Annotated in this window: 17 protein-coding genes; 13 read left to right on the top strand and 4 right to left on the bottom strand. The window is 74.3% G+C overall.

Translation table 11 applies throughout. The features are described 5' to 3' along the window. Nucleotides 1–59 precede the first annotated feature (59 nt). Entirely contained in the window at nt 60–1,943 is a 1,884-nt protein-coding gene (locus ACFQZ6_RS12000; RefSeq protein ID WP_381607507.1) for a SpoIIE family protein phosphatase, read from the top strand. A gap of 31 nt (nt 1,944–1,974) precedes the next feature. Next, the gene (gene hemW / locus ACFQZ6_RS11995) at nt 1,975–3,207 is read left to right on the top strand and encodes a radical SAM family heme chaperone HemW (protein ID WP_381607505.1); all 1,233 of its coding nucleotides are present in this window, start codon (nt 1,975–1,977) and stop codon (nt 3,205–3,207) included. 126 nt (nt 3,208–3,333) lie between these two features. Here the strand turns inward: hemW and ACFQZ6_RS11990 are convergent, their stop codons facing one another. After that, the gene (locus ACFQZ6_RS11990; RefSeq protein WP_381607503.1) at nt 3,334–4,137 is read right to left on the bottom strand and encodes a DUF3097 domain-containing protein; all 804 of its coding nucleotides are present in this window, start codon (nt 4,135–4,137) and stop codon (nt 3,334–3,336) included. A 32-nt stretch (nt 4,138–4,169) separates the two neighbouring features. Further along, complete coding sequence (locus ACFQZ6_RS11985; protein WP_381607501.1) at nt 4,170–4,901, bottom strand: MBL fold metallo-hydrolase; 732 nt, start codon at nt 4,899–4,901, stop codon at nt 4,170–4,172. Between the two features lie 162 nt (nt 4,902–5,063). Between ACFQZ6_RS11985 and hrcA the strand changes: the two genes are divergently transcribed. From hrcA to ACFQZ6_RS11965, 4 genes are all read left to right on the top strand, one after another. Beyond that, a complete protein-coding gene (gene hrcA / locus ACFQZ6_RS11980) occupies nt 5,064–6,080 on the top strand; it encodes a heat-inducible transcriptional repressor HrcA (protein WP_210919332.1) in 1,017 nt (338 codons plus the stop codon). Further along, nucleotides 6,081–7,217: a molecular chaperone DnaJ gene (dnaJ, locus tag ACFQZ6_RS11975; protein WP_381607498.1), complete on the top strand. Its 1,137-nt coding sequence runs from the start codon at nt 6,081–6,083 to the stop codon at nt 7,215–7,217. It abuts the gene before it with no gap. A gap of 170 nt (nt 7,218–7,387) precedes the next feature. Continuing rightward, complete coding sequence (locus ACFQZ6_RS11970; protein WP_381607496.1) at nt 7,388–8,461, top strand: nitronate monooxygenase; 1,074 nt, start codon at nt 7,388–7,390, stop codon at nt 8,459–8,461. Further along, nucleotides 8,461–9,201 (top strand): 16S rRNA (uracil(1498)-N(3))-methyltransferase, encoded by a 741-nt coding sequence (locus tag ACFQZ6_RS11965; RefSeq protein ID WP_381607493.1) that lies wholly within the window; start codon nt 8,461–8,463, stop codon nt 9,199–9,201. The genes ACFQZ6_RS11970 and ACFQZ6_RS11965 overlap by 1 nt, the downstream gene beginning before the upstream one ends. A 21-nt stretch (nt 9,202–9,222) precedes the next feature. Here ACFQZ6_RS11965 and ACFQZ6_RS11960 read toward each other — a convergent pair whose 3' ends face one another. After that, nucleotides 9,223–9,597 carry a hypothetical protein gene (locus ACFQZ6_RS11960; protein WP_381607491.1) on the bottom strand — a complete coding sequence of 125 codons (375 nt, stop codon included), beginning with the start codon at nt 9,595–9,597 and terminating at the stop codon, nt 9,223–9,225. 118 nt (nt 9,598–9,715) lie between these two features. On the opposite strand from ACFQZ6_RS11960, the gene ACFQZ6_RS11955 reads away from it, so the two are divergent. The 5 genes from ACFQZ6_RS11955 (at nt 9,716) to ACFQZ6_RS11935 (ending at nt 15,841) form a co-directional block, all read left to right on the top strand. Then, the gene (locus ACFQZ6_RS11955; protein WP_381607489.1) at nt 9,716–10,213 is read left to right on the top strand and encodes a hypothetical protein; all 498 of its coding nucleotides are present in this window, start codon (nt 9,716–9,718) and stop codon (nt 10,211–10,213) included. 76 nt (nt 10,214–10,289) lie between these two features. Beyond that, complete coding sequence (locus ACFQZ6_RS11950; protein ID WP_381607487.1) at nt 10,290–13,511, top strand: S41 family peptidase; 3,222 nt, start codon at nt 10,290–10,292, stop codon at nt 13,509–13,511. A gap of 66 nt (nt 13,512–13,577) precedes the next feature. After that, on the top strand, nt 13,578–13,931 hold the full coding sequence (locus ACFQZ6_RS11945) for a histidine triad nucleotide-binding protein (protein WP_381607484.1): 354 nt from the start codon (nt 13,578–13,580) through the stop codon (nt 13,929–13,931). 6 nt (nt 13,932–13,937) lie between these two features. Continuing rightward, nucleotides 13,938–14,843 (top strand): ribonuclease Z, encoded by a 906-nt coding sequence (locus ACFQZ6_RS11940; RefSeq protein WP_381607482.1) that lies wholly within the window; start codon nt 13,938–13,940, stop codon nt 14,841–14,843. A gap of 20 nt (nt 14,844–14,863) precedes the next feature. Continuing rightward, nucleotides 14,864–15,841, top strand: coding sequence for an adenosine deaminase (locus tag ACFQZ6_RS11935; protein WP_381607480.1), 978 nt, complete (start codon nt 14,864–14,866; stop codon nt 15,839–15,841). Nucleotides 15,842–15,901: 60 nt separating this feature from the next. Here the strand turns inward: ACFQZ6_RS11935 and ACFQZ6_RS11930 are convergent, their stop codons facing one another. Further along, the gene (locus ACFQZ6_RS11930) at nt 15,902–17,107 is read right to left on the bottom strand and encodes an MFS transporter (protein ID WP_381607478.1); all 1,206 of its coding nucleotides are present in this window, start codon (nt 17,105–17,107) and stop codon (nt 15,902–15,904) included. A 246-nt stretch (nt 17,108–17,353) separates the two neighbouring features. On the opposite strand from ACFQZ6_RS11930, the gene ACFQZ6_RS11925 reads away from it, so the two are divergent. Next, the gene (locus ACFQZ6_RS11925; RefSeq protein WP_381607476.1) at nt 17,354–18,643 is read left to right on the top strand and encodes a glucarate dehydratase family protein; all 1,290 of its coding nucleotides are present in this window, start codon (nt 17,354–17,356) and stop codon (nt 18,641–18,643) included. A gap of 195 nt (nt 18,644–18,838) precedes the next feature. Beyond that, the gene (locus tag ACFQZ6_RS11920) at nt 18,839–19,906 is read left to right on the top strand and encodes a carbohydrate kinase family protein (protein WP_381618240.1); all 1,068 of its coding nucleotides are present in this window, start codon (nt 18,839–18,841) and stop codon (nt 19,904–19,906) included. Nucleotides 19,907–20,054: the final 148 nt, after the last annotated feature.

The following is a 20,054-nucleotide window of genomic DNA, read 5'->3' as shown; positions in this document are numbered from 1 at the left end:
TCTGTCACCCTGTCGGCATTGACTGAGGTCTGTCCGTCCGAGTGTCCGGGGAGCCGTCCATGGGGGCCATTCCCACGCAACGGGAGACCGTCTCCCTGGCCGCCGAGGGGCCCGCGGACACGGCCACCGCGGCACACCTGCGCGCCACCCTGTCCGGCGGTCCCCTCGCCCCCGGCACCGCGCGCGGGCTGGTCCGCGCCGCGCTCGGGGAGTGGACCGACCGCGGCCTGCCCGGCACCGAGAAGATCAGCGGGCGGCTCGCGCACGACGCCATGGTGGCCGTCAGCGAGCTGGTCACCAACGCCGTCGTGCACGCCGGGACCGACGTGGTGCTCGCCTGCCGCCTGGAGCCCGGCACCGGTGCGCTGGTCGTGGAGGTCACCGACCGGCACCCCGCACGCCCGCCCCGCGAGGCGCCGGAACACGGGCGCGGGCTGCGGCTGGTCGCCGCCCTCGCGGACGCCTGGGGCGTCAGCTACCAGCGCGACGCCAAGACCGTGTGGGCCCGGCTCCCGGCCGAGGAACGCGACGGGACCGTCGGGACGGCCGACCTCGGCCTGCGCGTCGCCGAACTGCTCGCGCCCGAGCCGCGCGCCTCGGGCGCCGACCGGGACTGGCTGGGCCGGGGCGCCCTGTCCTTCCTCGCCGAGGCCTCCGACCTGCTCGCCGGACAACTCGACGAGAACCTGGTCGCCGCGCTCACCGGCCAGCTCATCGTGCCCCGGCTGGCCGACTGGTGCGCCGTCTGGCTGGAGGACGAGGCGATGGGCCGGGGAGGCGGCTGGGGCAGCGGCGGCGGCGACGGCGGCGGACCGACCGGTGCCCGGCTGTCCGGCGCCCGGCTCGCCCGCGTCTGGCACCGCAGCGAGGAGCACCTGGAGGAACTCCGCCGCGTCCTGGAGAAGGACCCGCCGCAGCCGCCCGACGCCCTGCGCTCCGGACCCGTCCCCTACCCGTGGCCCGGCTCCGCGCTCGGCCCGCGCGGGACGCACGGCGCCGCCCTCGCCTACCGCCTCGCCGCGGGCGGACGTCCCCTCGGCACCCTCGTCATCGGCCGGGCCGGGCTGCCCCGCTTCCCCGACGAGATCACCGGCCTCGTCGAGGACCTCAGCCGCCGGGTCGCGCTCGCCATCGGCGCCGCCCGCCAGTACGCCCGGCAGGCCACCATCAGCGCCGTGCTCCAGCGCGGACTGCTGCCCGGCGCGGTCGCGGAGATCCCCGGCGTGCGCAGCGCCCTCGTCTACGAACCCTGCGACCAGGGCGGACCCAGCGGCGACTTCTACGACCTGTTCCCGGCCGGGGACGGCCGCTGGTGCTTCGCCATCGGGGACGTCCAGGGCAAGGGGCCCGAGGCCGCCGTCGTCATCGGCCTCGCCCGGCCCTGGCTGCGGCTGCTGGCCCGCGAGGGCTACCGCGTCGCGGACGTCCTGGACCGCCTCAACCAGCTCCTCCTGGACGACGCCACCGAGGCCGCCGACGCCGCCGCCCGCGCCCTGGTCGGCCCCGTCCCGCCCGGCGAGGGCCCGCAGACCCGCTTCCTCTCCCTGCTCTACGGCGAACTGGTGCCCCTCGACGTCGGCGGCGTCCGCCTCACCCTCGCCTCCGCGGGCCACCCGCTGCCGCTGGTGCTCCGCCCCGACGGCACCGTGCGCACCGCCGCCCGCCCGCAGACCCTGCTCGGCGTCGTCGAGGACGAGACGTACACCAGCGAGACGGTCGAGCTGGCGCCCGGCGACAGCCTGCTCTGCGTCACCGACGGGGTCACCGAGCGGCGCAGCGGCTCCCGCCAGTTCGACGACGAGGACGGCCTCGCGACCGCGCTCGCCGGATGCGCCGGGCTCGGCGCCGACCTGATCGCGGAACGCATCCGGCGCCTGGTCCACGACTTCGGCGGACGGCCGCCCGAGGACGACCTCGCGCTGCTGGTCCTACAGGCGGAGTAGCGTCCGGCGCCGATGCCGGACAATGGGGTACATGCCTTCCGCACTCCCCGACGGCGAGCCCGTCCCCGCCGACGGCGCGCTGCCCGCGTCCGCGCTCGCCGGGGCGGCGACCCGCCCCCTCGGGTTCTACCTGCACGTCCCGTACTGCGCGACCCGCTGCGGCTACTGCGACTTCAACACCTACACCGCGACCGAGCTGCGGGGCACCGGCGGTGTCCTCGCCTCCCGCGACAACTACGCCGCCACCCTCACCGACGAGGTCCGCCTCGCCCGCAAGGTCCTCGGCGACGACCCGCGCGAGGTGCGCACGGTGTTCGTCGGGGGCGGTACGCCGACGCTGCTGGCCGCCGACGACCTCGTACGGATGCTGGGGGCGATCCGTGACGAGTTCGGGCTCGCGGCGGACGCGGAGGTCACGACGGAGGCGAACCCGGAGTCGGTGGACCCGGCGTACCTCGCGGCGCTCCGCGAGGGCGGCTTCAACCGGATCTCCTTCGGTATGCAGAGCGCCCGGCGGCACGTCCTGAAGGTCCTCGACCGCACCCACACCCCCGGCCGCCCCGAGGCGTGCGTCGCGGAGGCCCGCGCGGCGGGCTTCGACCACGTCAACCTGGACCTGATCTACGGCACCCCGGGCGAGTCCGACGACGACTGGCGGGCGTCCCTGGACGCGGCGCTCGGCGCCGGGCCCGACCACGTCTCGGCGTACGCGCTGATCGTCGAGGAGGGCACGCAGCTCGCCCGCCGCATCCGCCGCGGCGAGGTCCCCATGACCGACGACGACGTGCACGCGGACCGGTACCTGATCGCGGACGAGGTGCTGTCGGGGGCGGGCCTCGACTGGTACGAGGTCTCCAACTGGGCGACCTCCGCCTCCGCCCGCTGCCTCCACAACGAGCTGTACTGGCGCGGCGCCGACTGGTGGGGCGCGGGCCCCGGCGCCCACTCCCACGTCGGCGGCGTGCGCTGGTGGAACGTCAAGCACCCGGGGGCGTACGCGGCGGCGCTGGCGGACGGGCGGTCACCGGGCGCGGGCCGCGAACTGCTGTCCGACGAGGACCGCCGCGTCGAGCGCGTCCTGCTGGAGCTGCGGCTCCGGGAGGGCGTACCCCTGTCGCTGCTGCGGGAGGCGGGGCTCGCGGCGGCGGGGCGCGCGCTGGCGGAGGGCCTGCTCCAGCAGGGCCCCTACGACGAGGGGCGGGCCGTGCTGACGCTGCGCGGGCGGCTCCTGGCGGACGCGGTGGTGCGGGACCTGGTGGACTGAGGGGTCACCCCCGCTTCGGCGGGGAGCAGGAACTGCTCGGCCGTGTGGACGAGCTGATCGACGGACCACCTCCGCAGCGGCGGAGAGCAGCCCACCAGGCCCGGTCTGTCAACGGCCGGACGACGTTCAGGACACGGTCACGTGATCGATGAGCCGTTCCACGCTGCCCAGCAGCTCCGGCTCCAGGTCCTTGTAGGACGTCACCCGCTTCAGGATCTGCTGCCACACCGCGCCCGTGTTGTCCGACGGCCAGCCCAGCGCCCGGCACACCCCCGTCTTCCAGTCCTGGCCGTGCGGCACCCGCGGCCAGGCCGGGATGCCGAGCGACGACGGCTTCACCGCCTCCCAGACGTCGATGTACGGGTGGCCGACGACGAGGGCGTGCTCGCTCGTCACCGCTTCCGCGATGCGCCACTCCTTCGAGCCCGGTACGAGGTGGTCGACCAGGACGCCCAGGCGGGCGTCCGGGCCGGGGGCGAAGTCCTCGACGATCCCCGGCAGGTCGTCGACGCCCTCCAGGTACTCCACGACCACGCCCTCCACGCGCAGGTCGTCGCCCCAGACCTTCTCCACCAGCTCGGCGTCATGGCGGCCCTCGACGTAGATCCGCCCGGCGCGGGCGACGCGCGCGCGGGCGCCGGGGACGGCGACCGAGCCGGAGGCGGTGCGGGTGGGCCGTACCGGACCGTTCGCCGGTCGCACCAGGGTCACCGGCTCGCCCTCCAGCAGGAACCCGCGCGGCTCCAGCGGGAACACCCGGTGCTTGCCGAAGCGGTCCTCCAGGGTCACCGTGCCCGCCTCGCAGCGGACCACCGCGCCGCAGAAGCCGGTGCGCGGCTCCTCCACCACCAGACCGGGGTCGGCCGGGACCTCGGGCACCGGGCGGGGCTTCTTCCAGGGTGGGGTCAGGTCGGCGGAGTACTGGCGCATTCGGATGACGATATGGACGCCCCCGCGCGCCCTCAGCGCGACACGCCGAAACGCGCCGCCAGCGCGTTCCGCTGCGCCCGCACGAACGCCGCGTCCACCACCGCCCCGTGACCGGGCACGTACACCGCGTCCTCACCGCCGAGGGACAGCAGCCGGTCCAGCGCCTCCGGCCACCTCGCCGGTACGGCGTCGGGTCCCGCCTGCGGTTCCCCCGACTCCTCGACCAGGTCGCCGCAGAACACCACCTCCGGGTCGCCCGGCACCAGCACCGCGAGGTCGTACGCCGTGTGGCCGGGCCCCACGTTGGCGAGCAGCACCTGCCGTCCGCTGCCCAGGTCGAGCGTCCACTCGCCGGAGACGTGGTGGCGGGGCACGGGCAGGATCTCGGCGGCCTCCGTGGCCAGGGGCTCGGCGAGGCCGTGCCGTACGGCGTCCGCGCGCAGCTCGGCGCGGCCCGACCGGGAGCCGAGGACCGCGTCCACGCCGACCGCGCCGTACACCTGCGCGCCCGCGAACGCCGCCGCGCCGAGGACGTGGTCGAAGTGGGGATGGGTGAGCGCGAGATGGGTCACACGGTGACCGGCGAGCGCCTGCGCCCGCGTACGCGACCTGGCGCCCTCCGCGAGGCTCGACCCCGCGTCGACCATCAGGGCCGCGCCCGCCCCGACCACCAGCCCCACCGTGCAGTCCCACCCCGGCAACCGGCACCGCCCGACCCCCGGCGCCAGCCGCTCCCACCCCAGCTCTTCCCAAGTCACCGTCATAACCGCGACGCTAGCTGTAACGCCCGTTCACGCACGCCGTCGTGGTACCGGCCTTGCCGGGGGCGTACCCGACCGCCGTACACTGGGCCGGGTAAGGCTGGCACTCGTAGGCCGCGAGTGCCAGGGGGAGCGTCAAGGGGACGACCGCTGGAGGTGTGCGCGATGCTCAGTGAACGAAGGCTCCAGGTGCTGCGCGCCATCGTCCAGGACTACGTCGGCACCGAGGAGCCCGTCGGTTCCAAGGCGCTCACCGAGCGGCACGGCCTCGGGGTCTCCCCGGCCACCGTGCGCAACGACATGGCCGCCCTGGAGGACGAGGGGTACATCGCCCAGCCGCACACCAGCGCCGGGCGCATCCCCACCGACAAGGGCTACCGGCTCTTCGTCGACAAGCTGGCCGAGGTGAAGCCGCTGACCGCGCCCGAGCGGCGCGCGATCCAGAACTTCCTCGACGGCGCGGTCGACCTCGACGACGTCGTGGCGCGCACGGTGCGGCTGCTGGCGCAGCTCACCCGGCAGGTCGCCGTCGTGCAGTACCCGTCGCTGACCCGGTCCACGGTGCGGCACGTGGAACTGCTGGCGCTGGCCCCGGCGCGGCTGATGCTGGTGCTGATCACGGACACCGGGCGGGTCGAGCAGCGGATGGTCGACTGCCCGGCGCCGTTCGGTGAGACGTCGCTGGCGGACCTGCGGGCGCGGCTGAACAGCCGGGTCGCGGGCCGCCGCTTCACCGACGTGCCCACCCTCGTCGAGGACCTGCCCGAAGCCTTCGACGTCGAGGACCGCGGCACGGTCTCGACGGTGCTCTCCACCCTGCTGGAGACCCTCGTCGAGGAGAACGAGGAGCGGCTGATGATCGGCGGCACCGCCAATCTCACCCGCTTCGGACATGACTTCCCCCTCGTGATCCGGCCCGTCCTGGAGGCCCTGGAGGAGCAGGTCGTGCTCCTCAAGCTCCTGGGCGAGGCGAAGGATCCGGGCATGACCGTCCGTATCGGTCACGAGAACGCCCACGAGGGGCTCAACTCCACGTCGGTGGTGTCGGTCGGCTACGGTTCGGGCGGCAGGGCAGTAGCCAAACTCGGCGTGGTCGGACCGACCCGCATGGATTACCCGGGAACGATGGGAGCGGTACGAGCGGTGGCACGGTACGTCGGACAGATCCTGGCGGAGTCGTAGGTGGCCACGGACTATTACGCCGTTCTCGGCGTGCGTCGCGACGCGTCGCAGGAAGAGATCAAGAAGGCCTTCCGGCGGCTCGCGCGCGAGCTGCACCCGGACGTCAACCCCGATCCGAAGACGCAGGAGCGGTTCAAGGAGATCAACGCCGCTTACGAGGTGCTGTCGGACCCGCAGAAGAAGCAGGTCTACGACCTCGGCGGCGACCCGCTGTCCCAGGCGGGCGGCGGTGGCGCGGGCGGCTTCGGCGCGGGCGGCTTCGGGAACTTCTCGGACATCATGGACGCGTTCTTCGGCACGGCGTCGCAGCGCGGACCGCGCTCGCGCACCCGCCGCGGCCAGGACGCGATGATCCGCATCGAGGTCGAGCTGGACGAGGCGGCCTTCGGGACCACCAAGGACATCCAGGTCGACACGGCCATCGTCTGCTCCACCTGCAACGGCGAGGGCGCCGCGCCGGGCACCAGCGCGCAGACCTGTGACATGTGCCGGGGCCGCGGTGAGGTCTCCCAGGTCACCCGGTCCTTCCTGGGCCAGGTCATGACCTCGCGGCCGTGCCCGCAGTGCCAGGGCTTCGGCACCGTCGTGCCGACCCCGTGCCCGGAGTGCGCCGGTGACGGCCGGGTCCGCTCGCGGCGGACGCTGACCGTGAAGATCCCCGCCGGTGTCGACAACGGCACCCGCATCCAGCTCGCCGGTGAGGGCGAGGTCGGCCCCGGCGGCGGCCCCGCCGGTGACCTGTACGTGGAGATCCACGAGCTGCCGCACCCCACCTTCCAGCGCCGCGGCGACGACCTGCACTGCACGGTCACCCTCCCGATGACGGCGGCGGCCCTCGGCACGAAGGTGCCGCTGGAGACGCTCGACGGCATGGAGGAGGTCGACATCCGCCCCGGCACCCAGTCCGGGCAGTCGATCCCGCTGCACGGGCGCGGTGTGACGCACCTGCGTGGCGGCGGGCGCGGTGACCTCATCGTGCACGTCGAGGTGCAGACGCCGTCCAAGCTGGACGTCGAGCAGGAGCGGCTGCTGCGCGAACTGGCCAAGCTGCGCGGCGAGGAGCGCCCGCAGGGGCAGTTCCAGCCCGGCCAGCAGGGCCTGTTCTCCCGGCTGAAGGACGCCTTCAACGGTCGCTGAGGGACACCTTCGGCGGTCGCTGAGGGACACGTTCGACGGTCGCTGAAAGGCGCCCCTGACGGCCGCTGGGCCCGCTGCTGGCGCCTCGCTGACGTGCGGGGTCTTCCCTAGGCATATGCCTGCGGAAGACCCGATTCGGACTGCCGCGGAGGACGTGACAACATGCGGTCATGTCCTCCGCACTGACCGATCTCCTCGCCCTTCCGATCGTGCAGGCCCCCATGGCGGGCGGCGTCTCCGTGCCGCGCCTCGCCGCAGCCGTGTCCGAGGCGGGCGGGCTCGGCTTCCTCGCCGCCGGGTACAAGACCGCCGACGGGATGTACCAGGAGATCAAGCAACTGCGGAGCCTCACCCAGCACCCCTTCGGCGTCAACCTCTTCATGCCGCAGCCCGAGTATGCCGAGGCCGCCGCCGTCGACGTCTACGCCCATCAGCTCGCCGGTGAGGCCGTCTGGTACGAGACCGAGCTGGGCGACCCCGACAGCGGCCGGGACGACGGCTACGAGACCAAGCTCGCCGTGCTCCTGGACAACCCGGTGCCGGTGGTGTCGTTCCACTTCGGCGTGCCCGCCCCCGACGTGCTGGCCGCCCTGCGCCGCGCCGGGACCGTCACCCTGGTCACCGCCACCACCGTCGACGAGGCCGTCGCCGTCGAGCAGGCCGGGGCGGACGCGGTGATCGTGCAGGGCGTCGAGGCGGGCGGCCACCAGGGCACCCACCGTGACCTGCCCGAGCGGGACGGCGCCGGGATCGGGCTGCTGTCCCTGCTCGCCCAGGTGCGGGAGGCGGTCAGCGTGCCGCTCGTCGCCGCCGGGGGCATCATGCGCGGCAGCCAGATCGCCGCCGTGCTCGGCGCCGGGGCGAGCGCCGCGCAGCTCGGCACCGCGTTCCTCGCCACCGACGAGTCCGGCGCCCACGCCGTGCACAAGGAGGCGCTGACCAACCCGCTGTTCGTGCGCACCGAGTTGACCCGGGCGTTCTCCGGTCGGCCCGCGCGCGGCCTGGTCAACCGGTTCCTGCGGGAGCACGGGCCGTATGCGCCCGCCGCCTACCCGGAGGTGCACCACCTGACCTCGCCGCTGCGGAAGGCGGCGGCGCGGGCCGGGGACGCGCAGGGCATGGCGCTGTGGGCGGGGCAGGGCCACCGGATGGCCCGGCAACTGCCCGCCGGGCAGCTCGTGGAGGTCCTCGCCGCCGAACTCGACGCGGCGCGGACGGCGCTGTCGACGGGAGGGCGGGGCTGATGACCGCGCCGGTGTTCGTGGCCGACCAGCTCGACGCGGTCGGCGCCGAGTTCGTCCTCGACGGGCCCGAGGGCAGGCACGCGGTCTCCGTGAAGCGGCTGCGGCCCGGTGAGGCCGTCGTCCTCACCGACGGGCGCGGACGGTTCACCGAGGGCGTCGTCAAGGCCGCCGAGGGCAAGGACCGGCTCGTCGTGGCGGAGTTGACGGCGGTGCGGGAGGAGCCCGAGGAGGGGCCCCGGATCACGGTCGTGCAGGCGTTGCCCAAGGGCGACCGGGGCGAACTCGCCGTGGAGACCATGACCGAGGTCGGTGTCGACGCGATCGTGCCGTGGGCGGCGGCCCGCTGCGTCACCCAGTGGAAGGGCGAGCGCGGCGCGAAGGCGCTCGGCAAGTGGCGGGCCACCGCCCGCGAGGCGGGCAAGCAGTCCCGCCGGGTCCGCTTCCCCGACGTCGCGGACGCGGCGACGAGCAGGCAGGTTGCCTCACTTCTGGCCGACGCGGACTTCGCCGCCGTACTCCACGAGAGCGGTGACGCGCCGCTGGCCACCGCCGAACTGCCCACCGAGGGTGACATCGTGCTCGTCGTCGGCCCCGAAGGGGGCGTGTCACCGGACGAGTTGGCGCTGTTCACGGCGGCCGGGGCGCGGCCCTACCGGCTGGGCCGCAGCGTGCTGCGCACCTCGACGGCGGGCACGGCGGCGACCGCGCTGCTGCTGGGTCGCACCGGCCGCTGGGACTGACGGGCCGTCTCCCGGTGGCCCTCAGGCCAGCGCCTCCCGGCCCCGTACCACCGCCCGGAACAGCTCCCAGCCGTCCACCTCCACCGTCCCCGCGCCCGGCTCCGCCAGCAGCCCCCGCCGGTCCGCCTCGTCCACGAACGCCCGCACCACGCCCGGCTCGTGCAGGTTCAGCAGGTTGCCCCGGCCGTCGGTGACGGAGCCCGAGTACCAGTACCCCTCGGCGACGTAGCGGCCCTCCCCGGAGCCGAAGACGATCCGGGTGACCGTGCGCGGGTCCCGGTAGAGCGTCAGTGTCTCCCGGCAGCCGCCGTCGGGGGCGTGCGAGTGCCGCAACGTCCAGTCGTACGCCGTGTGCTCGTCGACGACGAGCCTCCTCAGCCTGTGGTCGTTCCCCATGACGGTCACGCTATGACGTCGAACGTCCGTTTCGCTCGGGATTTCACGGTGTCCGTATGCGCCCTTCCGTGACCGGCGTGACGGTGGCACGCTGCCTGCCATGGGGGTGTCGCGACGGATGGCAGGGATGGTGGGGCTCGCGGTCGTCGCCGTGGGCGGTCTGGTGGCCTGTGAGCCGGGCCAGCTCAGTTCGACGTCGGTGGCGTTCACGACCGACGAGCTGATGACCCGGGAGCTGGAGCGGCGGGACACCGGCGTGCAGTGGCTCAACTGCACCGCCAGCTTCGGCAACGGCGACAACACCACGCCGACCGCCAGCGAGGACACCGTCGCGGACGTCGACTGCCAGGGCCGCACCGACAGCGGCAAGGAGATCACCGTCGACGGCAACGTGACCCGCGCCGTCAACAACGCCTGCGTACGCGGCCAGCTCACCGTCAAGGTCGACGGCAGGGAGCGGTTCCGCGTCACCGGTCTCGGTGACTGCGACGCCGCGCCGAGCACCCCGCCCGTGGGGAACCCCGGCGGGCAGCAGCCGGGGCCGACGGTCACCGTGACCGTCACGAAGACCGTCTACTGCCAGCAGGCCCCGCGGTGCTGGCCCGACGGCAAGTGACGGAGCGGCGAGTGGTGGGGCGGCAAGTGATCGAAACCGCTGTTCGCGGACACCTCACCTGCATAGGGTTGCTCGGGTGACTCAGTCAGCAGCGTCCGCCGCACCGGCGTACCTCCGCTTCCCGCATCCGCACGGCGAGTTGGTCGCGTTCACCGCCGAGGACGACGTCTGGCTCGCGCCCCTCGACGGCGGCCGTGCCTGGCGCGTGAGCGCCGACAACGTGCCGGTGAACCACCCGCGCATCTCGCCCGACGGCACCACCGTCGCCTGGACCTCCACCCGCGACGGCGCCCCCGAGGCGCACATCGCGCCCGTCGACGGCGGCCCCGCCCGCCGCCTCACGCACTGGGGCAGTTGGAAGACCCAGGTCCGCGGCTGGACCCCGGACGGCGAGGTCCTCGCCCTCACCACCCACGGCCAGGCCAGCCTGCGCCGCTCCTGGGCGCACGCCGTCCCCCTCGACGGCGGCCCGGCGACCCGGCTGCCGTACGGGCCGGTCGGTGAGGTGGCGTACGGCCCGGCCACCGTGCTGCTGTCGGCGCCGATGGGCCGCGAGGCCGCCTGGTGGAAGCGGTACCGGGGCGGTACGGCGGGCAAGCTGTGGATCGACCGGGACGGCGACGGCGAGTTCGTCCGGCTCCACGAGGACCTGGACGGCAACCTGGAGTACCCGTTCTGGGTGGGGGAGCGGATCGCGTTCCTCTCCGACCACGAGGGCACCGGCGCCCTGTACTCCTCCCTCGCCGACGGCTCCGACCTGCGGCGGCACACCCCCCTCGGCGGCTTCTACGCCCGGCACGCCGCGACCGACGGCACCCGCGTGACGTACGCCAGCGCCGGGGAGCTGTGGCTCCTCGACGACCTCGACGGCGCCGAGCCGCGCCGCCTCGACATCCGGCTCGGCGGGCAGCGCGCCGACCAGCAGCCCTACCCGGTCAGCACCGCCCGCTGGTTCGGCTCCGCCTTCCCGGACCACACCGCGCGGGGCAGCGCGGTCGCCGTGCGCGGCGCCGTGCACTGGGTCACCCACCGCTCGGGACCGGCCCGCGCGCTCGCCGCCGAACCGGGGGTGCGGGCCCGGCTGCCGCGCACGTTCCGCGTGGACGGCGAGGAGTGGGTGGTGTGGGTGACGGACGCCGAGGGCGACGACGCCCTGGAGTTCGCGCCCGCCACCGGCCTCGCCCCGGGCGCCACCCCGCGCCGCCTCGCCGCCGGACAACTCGGCCGGGTGCTCGACCTGGCGATGGCGCCGGACGGCAGCCGGGCCGCCGTCGCCGCGCACGACGGGCGGGTCCTGCTCGTGGAGCGCGACTCCGGGGAGATCCGCGAACTCGACCGCAGCGAGGACGGCGACGCCACCGGCCTGGTGTTCTCCCCGGACTCCACCTGGCTGGCCTGGTCGCACCCGGGCCCGCGCCCGCTGTGCCAGCTCAAGCTGGCCAACACCACCGACCTGTCCGTCACCGAGGCGACCCCGCTGCGCTTCCAGGACTACAGCCCCGCCTTCACCCCGGACGGCAAGCACCTCGCCTTCCTCTCCAACCGCTCCTTCGACCCGGTCTACGACGAGCACGTCTTCGACCTGGCGTTCGTCGTCGGGGACCGGCCGCACCTGATCACCCTCGCGGCGACCACGCCGTCCCCGTTCGGCCCGCAACGGCACGGCCGCCCCTTCGAGAACGCCGACAAGGACGAGACCCCCGACGGCGAGGGCGCCCCGGCCACCCGCATCGACCTCGAAGGGCTCGCGGACCGGATCGTGCCGTTCCCGGTGGAGGCGGGCCGCTACTCCAACCTGCGTGCCGCCAAGGACGGCGTGCTGTGGCTGCGGCACCCGGTGCGCGGCGTCCTCGGCGTCTCCCGGGCCACCCCGGACGACCCCGACCCCAAGAGCGAGCTGGAGCGCTACGACCTCGCCCAGCACCGCCTGGAACACCTCGCCGCCGACGCCGACCACTTCGAGGTCAGCGGCGACGGCAAGCGCGTCCTGCTGTGGAGCGACGGCCGCCTCAAGGTCGTCCCCAGCGACCGGCGCGCCGCCCACGACGACGACGGCGACACCCACATCACCGTCGACCTCAGCCGGGTACGGCAGTTCGTCGACCCGGCCGCCGAGTGGCGGCAGATGTTCGAGGAGACCGGCCGGATCATGCGGGACCACTTCTGGCGGCCCGACATGAACGGCGTCGACTGGGACGGCGTCCTCGACCGCTACCGCCCCGTCCTGGACCGCCTCGCCACCCACGACGACCTCGTCGACCTGCTCTGGGAGGTCCAGGGCGAGCTGGGCACCTCACACGCCTACGTCATCCCGCGCGGCGGCTTCGGGGACGGCGCCCGGCAGGGCCTGCTCGGCGCCGACCTCACCCGGGACGCCGACGGCGTGTGGCGCATCGCGCGCATCCTGCCCTCGGAGACCTCCGACCCCGACGGCCGCTCCCCGCTCGCCGCGCCCGGTGTCGCCGTCCGTCCCGGGGACGCCATCGTCGCGGTCGCCGGACGCCCCGTCGACCCGGTCACCGGCCCCGGACCGCTGCTCGTCGGCACCGCGGGCAAACCCGTCGAGCTGACCATCTCGCCGTCCGGCGGCGGCGACGTACGGCACGCCGTCGTCGTCCCGCTCGCCGACGAGGAGCCGCTGCGCTACCACGCCTGGGTCGCCGACCGGCGCGCCCACGTCCACGAGAAGTCCGGTGGCCGACTCGGCTACCTGCACGTCCCCGACATGCTGGCCCCCGGCTGGGCGCAGATCCACCGCGACCTGCGTGTGGAGGTCGCCCGCGAGGGACTCGTCGTCGACGTCCGGGAGAACCGCGGCGGGCACACCTCCCAGCTCGTCGTGGAGAAGCTGGCCCGCCGGATCGTCGGCTGGGCGGTGCCGCGCGGGATGCGGCCGTACAGCTACCCGGAGGACGCCCCGCGCGGGCCGGTCGTCGCCGTCGCCAACGAGTTCTCCGGCTCGGACGGCGACATCGTCAACGCCGCCGTCAAGGCGCTCGGCCTCGGACCCGTCGTCGGCACCCGCACCTGGGGCGGCGTCATCGGCATCGACAGCCGCTACCGGCTCGTCGACGGCACCCTGATCACCCAGCCCAAGTACGCGATCTGGCTGGAGAACTACGCGTGGGGCGTGGAGAACCACGGCGTCGACCCCGACGTCGAGGTCCCGCAGCGCCCGCAGGACCACGCCGCGGGCCGCGACCCGCAGCTCGACGAGGCGGTCCGGATCGCGCTGGCCGCGCTGGAGGGCAACCCGGCGAAGACCCCGCCCGCCCTGCCCGACCTCGACCGCGGATAAACACGCGACACCGCTCGCTACGATGCCGAGGTCAGTGGATCACCGGCGTGAGGAGGCACGAAACGCATGGCAGGCGAAGCACAACAGGACTGCTTGTTCTGCAAGATCGTCGAGGGGCAGATCCCGGCGACCGTCGTCCGGGAGACGGACACCACCGTCGCGTTCCGCGACATCAACCCGCAGGCGCCCACCCACGTCCTGGTGATCCCCAAGGCGCACTACCCGAACGCCGCCGCGCTCGCCGCCGGGGCCCCGGAACTCGCCGCCGACGTGCTGCGCGAGACCCAGGCCGTCGCCGACGACGAGAAGCTGGACAGCTACCGCGTCGTGTTCAACACCGGCGGCGGCGCCGGACAGACCGTCTTCCACGCCCACGCCCACGTCCTGGGCGGCCGGGGCCTGCAGTGGCCCCCCGGGTGAGCCGACGTGTCCGTACGTGAACTCGTCGTCCTCGGCACCGCCAGCCAGGTCCCGACCCGGCACCGCAACCACAACGGCTACCTGCTGCGCTGGGACGGCGAGGGCATCCTGTTCGACCCCGGCGAGGGCACCCAGCGGCAGATGCTGCGCGCCGGGGTCGCCGCCCACGACATCAACCGGATCTGCGTCACCCACTTCCACGGCGACCACTGCCTCGGCCTCGCCGGGGTGATCCAGCGCATCAACCTCGACCAGGTGCCGCACCCGGTCACCGCCCACTACCCGCGCTCCGGGCAGCGCTTCTTCGACCGGCTCCGGTACGCCACCGCCTACCGCGAGACCGTCGACCTCACCGAGGCCCCCGTCGACACCGACGGCGACCTGGCGACGACCCGCGCCTACCGCCTCCAGGCCCGCAAGCTGTCCCACCCGGTCGAGTCCTACGGCTACCGGCTCGTCGAACCCGACGGCCGCCGGATGCTGCCCGACCGGCTCGCCGCGCACGGCGTCAAGGGCCCCGACATCGGCCGCATCCAGCGCGAGGGCGTCCTCGCCGGGGTCACCCTGGACGAGGTGAGCGAGGCCCGGCGCGGGCAGCGGTTCGCGTTCATCATGGACACCCGGCTGTGCGACGGCGTGTACGCCCTCGCCGAGGGCTGCGACCTGCTCGTCATCGAGTCGACCTTCCTCGACGACGACGAACGCCTCGCCGTCGAGCACGGCCACCTCACCGCGGGACAGGCCGCCCGCGTGGCCCGGGAGTCGGGCGTACGGCACCTGGTCCTCACCCACTTCAGCCAGCGCTACTCCGACCCCGACGACTTCGAACGCCAGGCGCGGGCCGCCGGATACGAGGGCGAGCTGACCGTGGCCCATGACCTGCTCACGGTGCCCGTTCCGAAGCGCAGGTGAAACGGCCGTACGATTCCCTGATGCCCCTGCCCAAAGCTGAGCTGCACCTGCACATCGAAGGCACCCTGGAGCCGGAGCTGGCGTTCGCGCTGGCCGCCCGCAACGGGGTCGAGCTGCCGTACGCCGACACGGACGCGATCCGCGCGGCGTACGACTTCGACGACCTCCAGTCCTTCCTGAACCTGTACTACGAGCTGATGGCGGTGCTGCGCACCGAGCGGGACTTCGCGGACCTCGCCGACGCCTACCTCGCCCGCGCCGCCGCGCAGGGCGTCCGGCACGCGGAGGTCTTCTTCGACCCGCAGGCCCACCTCGCACGCGGCGTCTCCATGGAGACGGTCGTCGAGGGCCTGTGGCGCGCCCTGGGGGAGAGCGAGACACGGCACGGCGTCTCCACCCGGCTGATCATGTGCTTCCTGCGGGACGAGTCCGCCGAGTCGGCCATGGACACCCTGATGGCCGCGAAGCCCTACCTCGACCGCATCACCGGCGTCGGCCTCGACTCCGCCGAGGTCGGGCACCCGCCGGTGAAGTTCCGCGAGGTGTACGAGACCGCCGCCGCGCTCGGCCTGCGCCGGGTGGCCCACGCGGGCGAGGAGGGGCCGCCGGAGTACGTCACCGAGGCCCTGGACGTCCTCGGCGTCGAGCGCGTCGACCACGGCCTGCGCTGCCTGGAGGACCCGGCGCTGGTCGCCCGCCTGGTCCGGGACCGCATACCCCTGACGGTGTGCCCCCTGTCCAACGTCCGCCTGCGCGCCGTCCCGGACCTGGCCGCCCACCCGCTGCCCGCGATGCTGGACGCGGGCCTGCTGTGCACCGTCAACTCCGACGACCCGGCGTACTTCGGCGGCTACGTGGACGACAACTTCCGCGCCCTGAACCTCCCGGAGGAACGCCAGCGGGAACTGGCCCGCAACTCCTTCCTCGCCTCGTTCCTGGAGGACGACGAGGAGAAGCGGGCACGCTATCTGGCGGAGGTAGACGCCTACGCGTGGTGACGCGCCCCTTAAGGGGCGCGGGGAACTGCGCGACAAGCCCTCACCGGCCCGCAGCCGCGATCACGCAGCCGTGGCAGCCTCGTACGCGCCTTGCTTCTCTCCGCCAACCTCCACCGGAACCACCGGCACCGAAGCCCGCCCCACCCGCAGCGCGACCACCGTCATCGGCACGGCGACGACGAACAGCCCACCCGCCAGCACCAACCCCATCCCCGGAAACCCGAACCCCGCCGCCAGCGCACCCCCGGTGACCGGCCCCGCCGCCGTCCCCAGCGACGACGCCGACCCCACGAGCACGGCCCACCGCCCGCCCCCGTCGAGGGACGCGGCGAGTCCGATGACGTACGACAGGACGATCGGGTAGAGCGCGTTCCACGCGATCTCACCGGCGGCGAACGTCACCAGGTCCGTCGCCGCCGCGCTCACCGCGACGCACGCGCCGATGACCGCCGTACCCCCGCCTATCGGCACGGCGAGCCCGAGCCGCGGCCCCAGCGCCCCCGCCAGGACCACGCCCACGAGCCCGGCGCCCAGGGCGACGGCGAAGACCGCGCCGACGGTGACCTCGCTGAGGTGGGCCTGGGTGAGGCCGATGCGTCCGCTGACGCCCCACAGGGAGTTCTGGGCGAGGGACCAGCACAGCAGGGTCCCGGCGAGGACCAGCCCGGCGCGCCGCTGGGGCAGGCCGGTGGCGGGGTGGCCGTCGGGGCGGCGCCGCGGGGCGGGCCGGGCGGTGCCGAGGCGGCCGGTCAGCGGCCAGACGGCCAGCGCCGTCAGCGCGATCGCCGCCAGCGGCAGGCCGTGCCCGGGGCCGAGGTGCGGGACCGTGAGGTAGACGGCGCCCGCGAGGGCGGAGACGCCGAGCAGGCCGAGCGTGGTGGTGCGGTGCGGGTCGGGCCGCCCGGCGATCAGGGTGGCGGCGACCGCGGTGGCCGTACCGGAGCCGAAGCCGCCGACCATCGCGCCCCCGACGACCGCGGGCAGCCAGCCGGTGAGCGCGGCCCCGCCGTAGCCGACGACGGCGAGCGCCAGGCCGAGGCGGGCCAGCGCACGGGGGCCGAGGCGGTGGACGCGGGAGGCGAGCAGCAGCCCGGCCGACGCCGAGCTCAGCAGCAGCGCGCTGCCGACGGCGCCGGACTGGGTGGCGGTGAGCGGCAGCCCCGAGTCCAACCGGCCGACGACGGTCGGCAGCAGGTAGGGGGCGAGGTACCCGGCCGTGAAGAGGGCGACGAGGGGCCGGGGTGTGGGGGTGGTGCGGGCGGACACGGGCGTTCCCAGGACATGCGAAAGAAGCGGCACAAAAGGGGGGATTGGGCGACGACCGTCGACAGACAGGAACGCGCGGGCAATTTGTATCAAGCGGGGGTGCGGGGGAAGAAGGCGTGACGGGGGTGCACGGGTGTGATCTGGGACACCTTCTGTTTGGGGTGGTGAGGGCCGGGTAGGAGCGGCGCAGTTCTAGTTCGAGTACATGGCCTTTGTTCTCATATGTGAACATCGAAGGGTTGGCCCGTGAACCTCACCCTCACCGACGTCCGGCTGACGCCGATCCTGGTCGCCGACCCCCCGCTGCTCAACACGCAGGGCGTGCACCAGCCGTACACGCCCCGGCTGATCGTGGAGGTGGAGACCGCCGACGGGGTCACCGGCGTCGGGGAGACGTACGGCGACGGCAAGTACCTGGAGCTGGCCCGGCCGTTCGCGGAGAAGCTGAAAGGGCGGTCGGTCAGCGACCTGAACGGGCTGTTCGCCGTCGCGGACGAGGTGGCGGTGGACTCCGCGCGGGTGCGGAACCAGGTCGACGTCGGCGGGCTGCGCGGCGTCCAGACCGCCGACAAGCTGCGGCTGTCCGTCGTCTCGGCGTTCGAGGTGGCCTGCCTGGACGCCCTCGGCAAGGCGCTCGGGCTGCCCGTGCACGCGCTGCTCGGCGGCAAGGTGCGCGACGCGGTCGAGTACAGCGCCTACCTGTTCTACAAGTGGGAGGGGCACCCGGCCGGGGTCGCGGCGGAGCGGGACGACTGGGGCGCCGCCCTGGACCCGGCGGGGATCGTCGCCCAGGCCCGGACGTTCACCGAGCGGTACGGCTTCACGTCGTTCAAGCTCAAGGGCGGCGTCTTCCCGCCGGACGAGGAGGTCGCCGCCGTGCGCGCGCTCGCGGAGGCGTTCCCCGGGCACCCGCTGCGGCTCGACCCCAACGGGGCGTGGAGCGTGGCGACCTCGCTGCGGGTCGCCGCGGAACTCGGTGACGTCCTGGAGTACCTGGAGGACCCGGCCCTCGGCACGCCCGCGATGGCCGAGGTCGCCGCGGGGACCGGCGTGCCGCTGGCGACCAACATGTGCGTGACGACGTTCGCGGAGATCGCGGAGGCGTTCACGCGGGGCGCCGTGCAGGTCGTGCTCTCCGACCACCACTACTGGGGCGGGCTGCGCAACACCCAGCAGCTCGCCGCGATCTGCCGGACCTTCGGCGTCGGCGTGTCCATGCACTCCAACACCCACCTGGGCATCTCCCTGGCCGCGATGACCCACGTCGCGGCCACCGTGCCGAACCTCCACCACGCCTGCGACTCCCACTACCCCTGGCAGTCCGAGGACGTGCTCACCCGGCGGCTCACCTTCGAGGGCGGCCGGGTCGCCGTCCCCGACGCCCCCGGCCTCGGCGTCGAACTCGACCACGCCGAGCTACGGCGCCTGCACCGCCGTTGGCTGGACGACGACGGTGCGCTGCGGGACCGCGACGACGCGGCGGCGATGCGGGTCGCGGACCCGGCGTGGGTGACGCCCTCGGTGCCGCGCTGGTGACGGGCCCCGGTGGCGGCTGACGGCCGAAGGCGCAGGCCAGCCGGGAGGGGCGGCGGGTTGTCAGTGGGGTGGTGCAGACTGGCCTGATCCGCACCATCTCAGGAGCGCACCGTGACCGCGACCAACCCATCCGCCGTCACCGTCACCGGCAGGAAGCCGCCCGCCCCCGCCGAGGGGCCGCGCCAGCGGGCCCACGTGGACCCGCTGGCCCCACTGCGCGCGCCGCAGGACCCGCCCTGGGACGTGTACCTCACGGGCACCGTCTTCCTCGACATCATCTTCACCGGCCTCGACTCCGCCCCGGTGCGCGGCACCGAGTCCTGGGCGCGCGGCATGGGGTCGAGCCCCGGCGGGGTCGCCAACATGGCCGCCGCGCTGTCCCGCCTCGGCCTGCGGACGTGCCTGGCCGCCGCGTTCGGCGACGACCACTACGGCGACTACTGCTGGGACGCCCTGGAGCGCGGCGAGGGCATCGACCTCGGCCCGTCGCGCACGGTCCCCGGCTGGCACTCGCCGGTCACGGTGTCCATGGCGTACGAGGGCGAGCGCACCATGGTCTCGCACGGCCACGAGCCCCCGCCCGAGGAGCCCGCCCCCGACTGCCCGCCGTACGCGCGGGCGGCCGTCGCCGCGCTGGCCCCCGGCAAGCGCGCCCCCTGGATCGCGCAGGCCGCCGCCAAGGGCACCCGGATCTTCGCCGACGTCGGCTGGGACGACACCGGCGCCTGGGACCTGGCGGGCCTCACCGACCTCGCGCACTGCGAGGCGTTCCTGCCGAACGCCGAGGAGGCGATGCGCTACACCCGCACGAACTGCCCGCGCGCCGCCGCCCATGCCCTCACCGACCACGTGCCGGTCGCCGTCGTCACCCTCGGCGCGGACGGCGCCTACGCCGTGGACCGCCGCACCGGCGAGACCGCCGAGGTCCCCGCCATCGAGGTGGAGGCCCTGGACCCGACCGGCGCGGGGGACGTGTTCGTCGCCGGGTTCGTCACCGGCAGCCTCGCGGGCTGGCCGCTGGCCGACCGGCTGGCCTTCGCCGGGCTCACGGCGGCCCTGTCGGTGCAGGAGTTCGGCGGCTCCCTGTCGGCGCCGGGCTGGACGGAGGTCGCGGCCTGGTGGCGCCGGGTGCAGTCGGTGGCCGACCAGGACCCGGCGGCCCTGCGGCGGTACGCGTTCCTGGCGGAGCTGGTCCCCGCGACGGCCCGCCCGTGGCCGCTGCGCCGCGCGGTGCCGACGATCGGCTTCCGCCGCTCGGCGTGAGCCGGACGCCCCGGTCGCCGCGCACCCTCCGCGGTCGCCCCCGCACGGACCGATCATCCGAGGAAAAGCCCTACGGCGTTGTCAGTCCCCCGGCGTACCCTGGAAGTCGCCAGGCCGCCCTCGTGGCGGGCGAGTCGTATCGAGGAGG

Origin of the sequence: Streptomyces flavalbus (assembly GCF_042674625.1) — a bacterium.
In the GTDB taxonomy this organism is placed as follows: domain Bacteria; phylum Actinomycetota; class Actinomycetes; order Streptomycetales; family Streptomycetaceae; genus Streptomyces; species Streptomyces flavalbus.
Note: the sequence above shows the minus strand (reverse complement) of the source record. Positions and strands in the feature narration are given on the sequence as shown.

Coding starts and splice junctions, on each gene's coding strand:
- ACFQZ6_RS12000 (WP_381607507.1), top strand. CDS start 60: ATGGGGGCCATTCCCACGCAACGGGAGACCGTCTCCCTGGCCGCCGAG.
- hemW (WP_381607505.1), top strand. CDS start 1,975: ATGCCTTCCGCACTCCCCGACGGCGAGCCCGTCCCCGCCGACGGCGCG.
- ACFQZ6_RS11990 (WP_381607503.1), bottom strand. CDS start 4,137: ATGCGCCAGTACTCCGCCGACCTGACCCCACCCTGGAAGAAGCCCCGC.
- ACFQZ6_RS11985 (WP_381607501.1), bottom strand. CDS start 4,901: ATGACGGTGACTTGGGAAGAGCTGGGGTGGGAGCGGCTGGCGCCGGGG.
- hrcA (WP_210919332.1), top strand. CDS start 5,064: ATGCTCAGTGAACGAAGGCTCCAGGTGCTGCGCGCCATCGTCCAGGAC.
- ACFQZ6_RS11970 (WP_381607496.1), top strand. CDS start 7,388: ATGTCCTCCGCACTGACCGATCTCCTCGCCCTTCCGATCGTGCAGGCC.
- ACFQZ6_RS11965 (WP_381607493.1), top strand. CDS start 8,461: ATGACCGCGCCGGTGTTCGTGGCCGACCAGCTCGACGCGGTCGGCGCC.
- ACFQZ6_RS11960 (WP_381607491.1), bottom strand. CDS start 9,597: ATGGGGAACGACCACAGGCTGAGGAGGCTCGTCGTCGACGAGCACACG.
- ACFQZ6_RS11955 (WP_381607489.1), top strand. CDS start 9,716: ATGGCAGGGATGGTGGGGCTCGCGGTCGTCGCCGTGGGCGGTCTGGTG.
- ACFQZ6_RS11945 (WP_381607484.1), top strand. CDS start 13,578: ATGGCAGGCGAAGCACAACAGGACTGCTTGTTCTGCAAGATCGTCGAG.
- ACFQZ6_RS11935 (WP_381607480.1), top strand. CDS start 14,864: ATGCCCCTGCCCAAAGCTGAGCTGCACCTGCACATCGAAGGCACCCTG.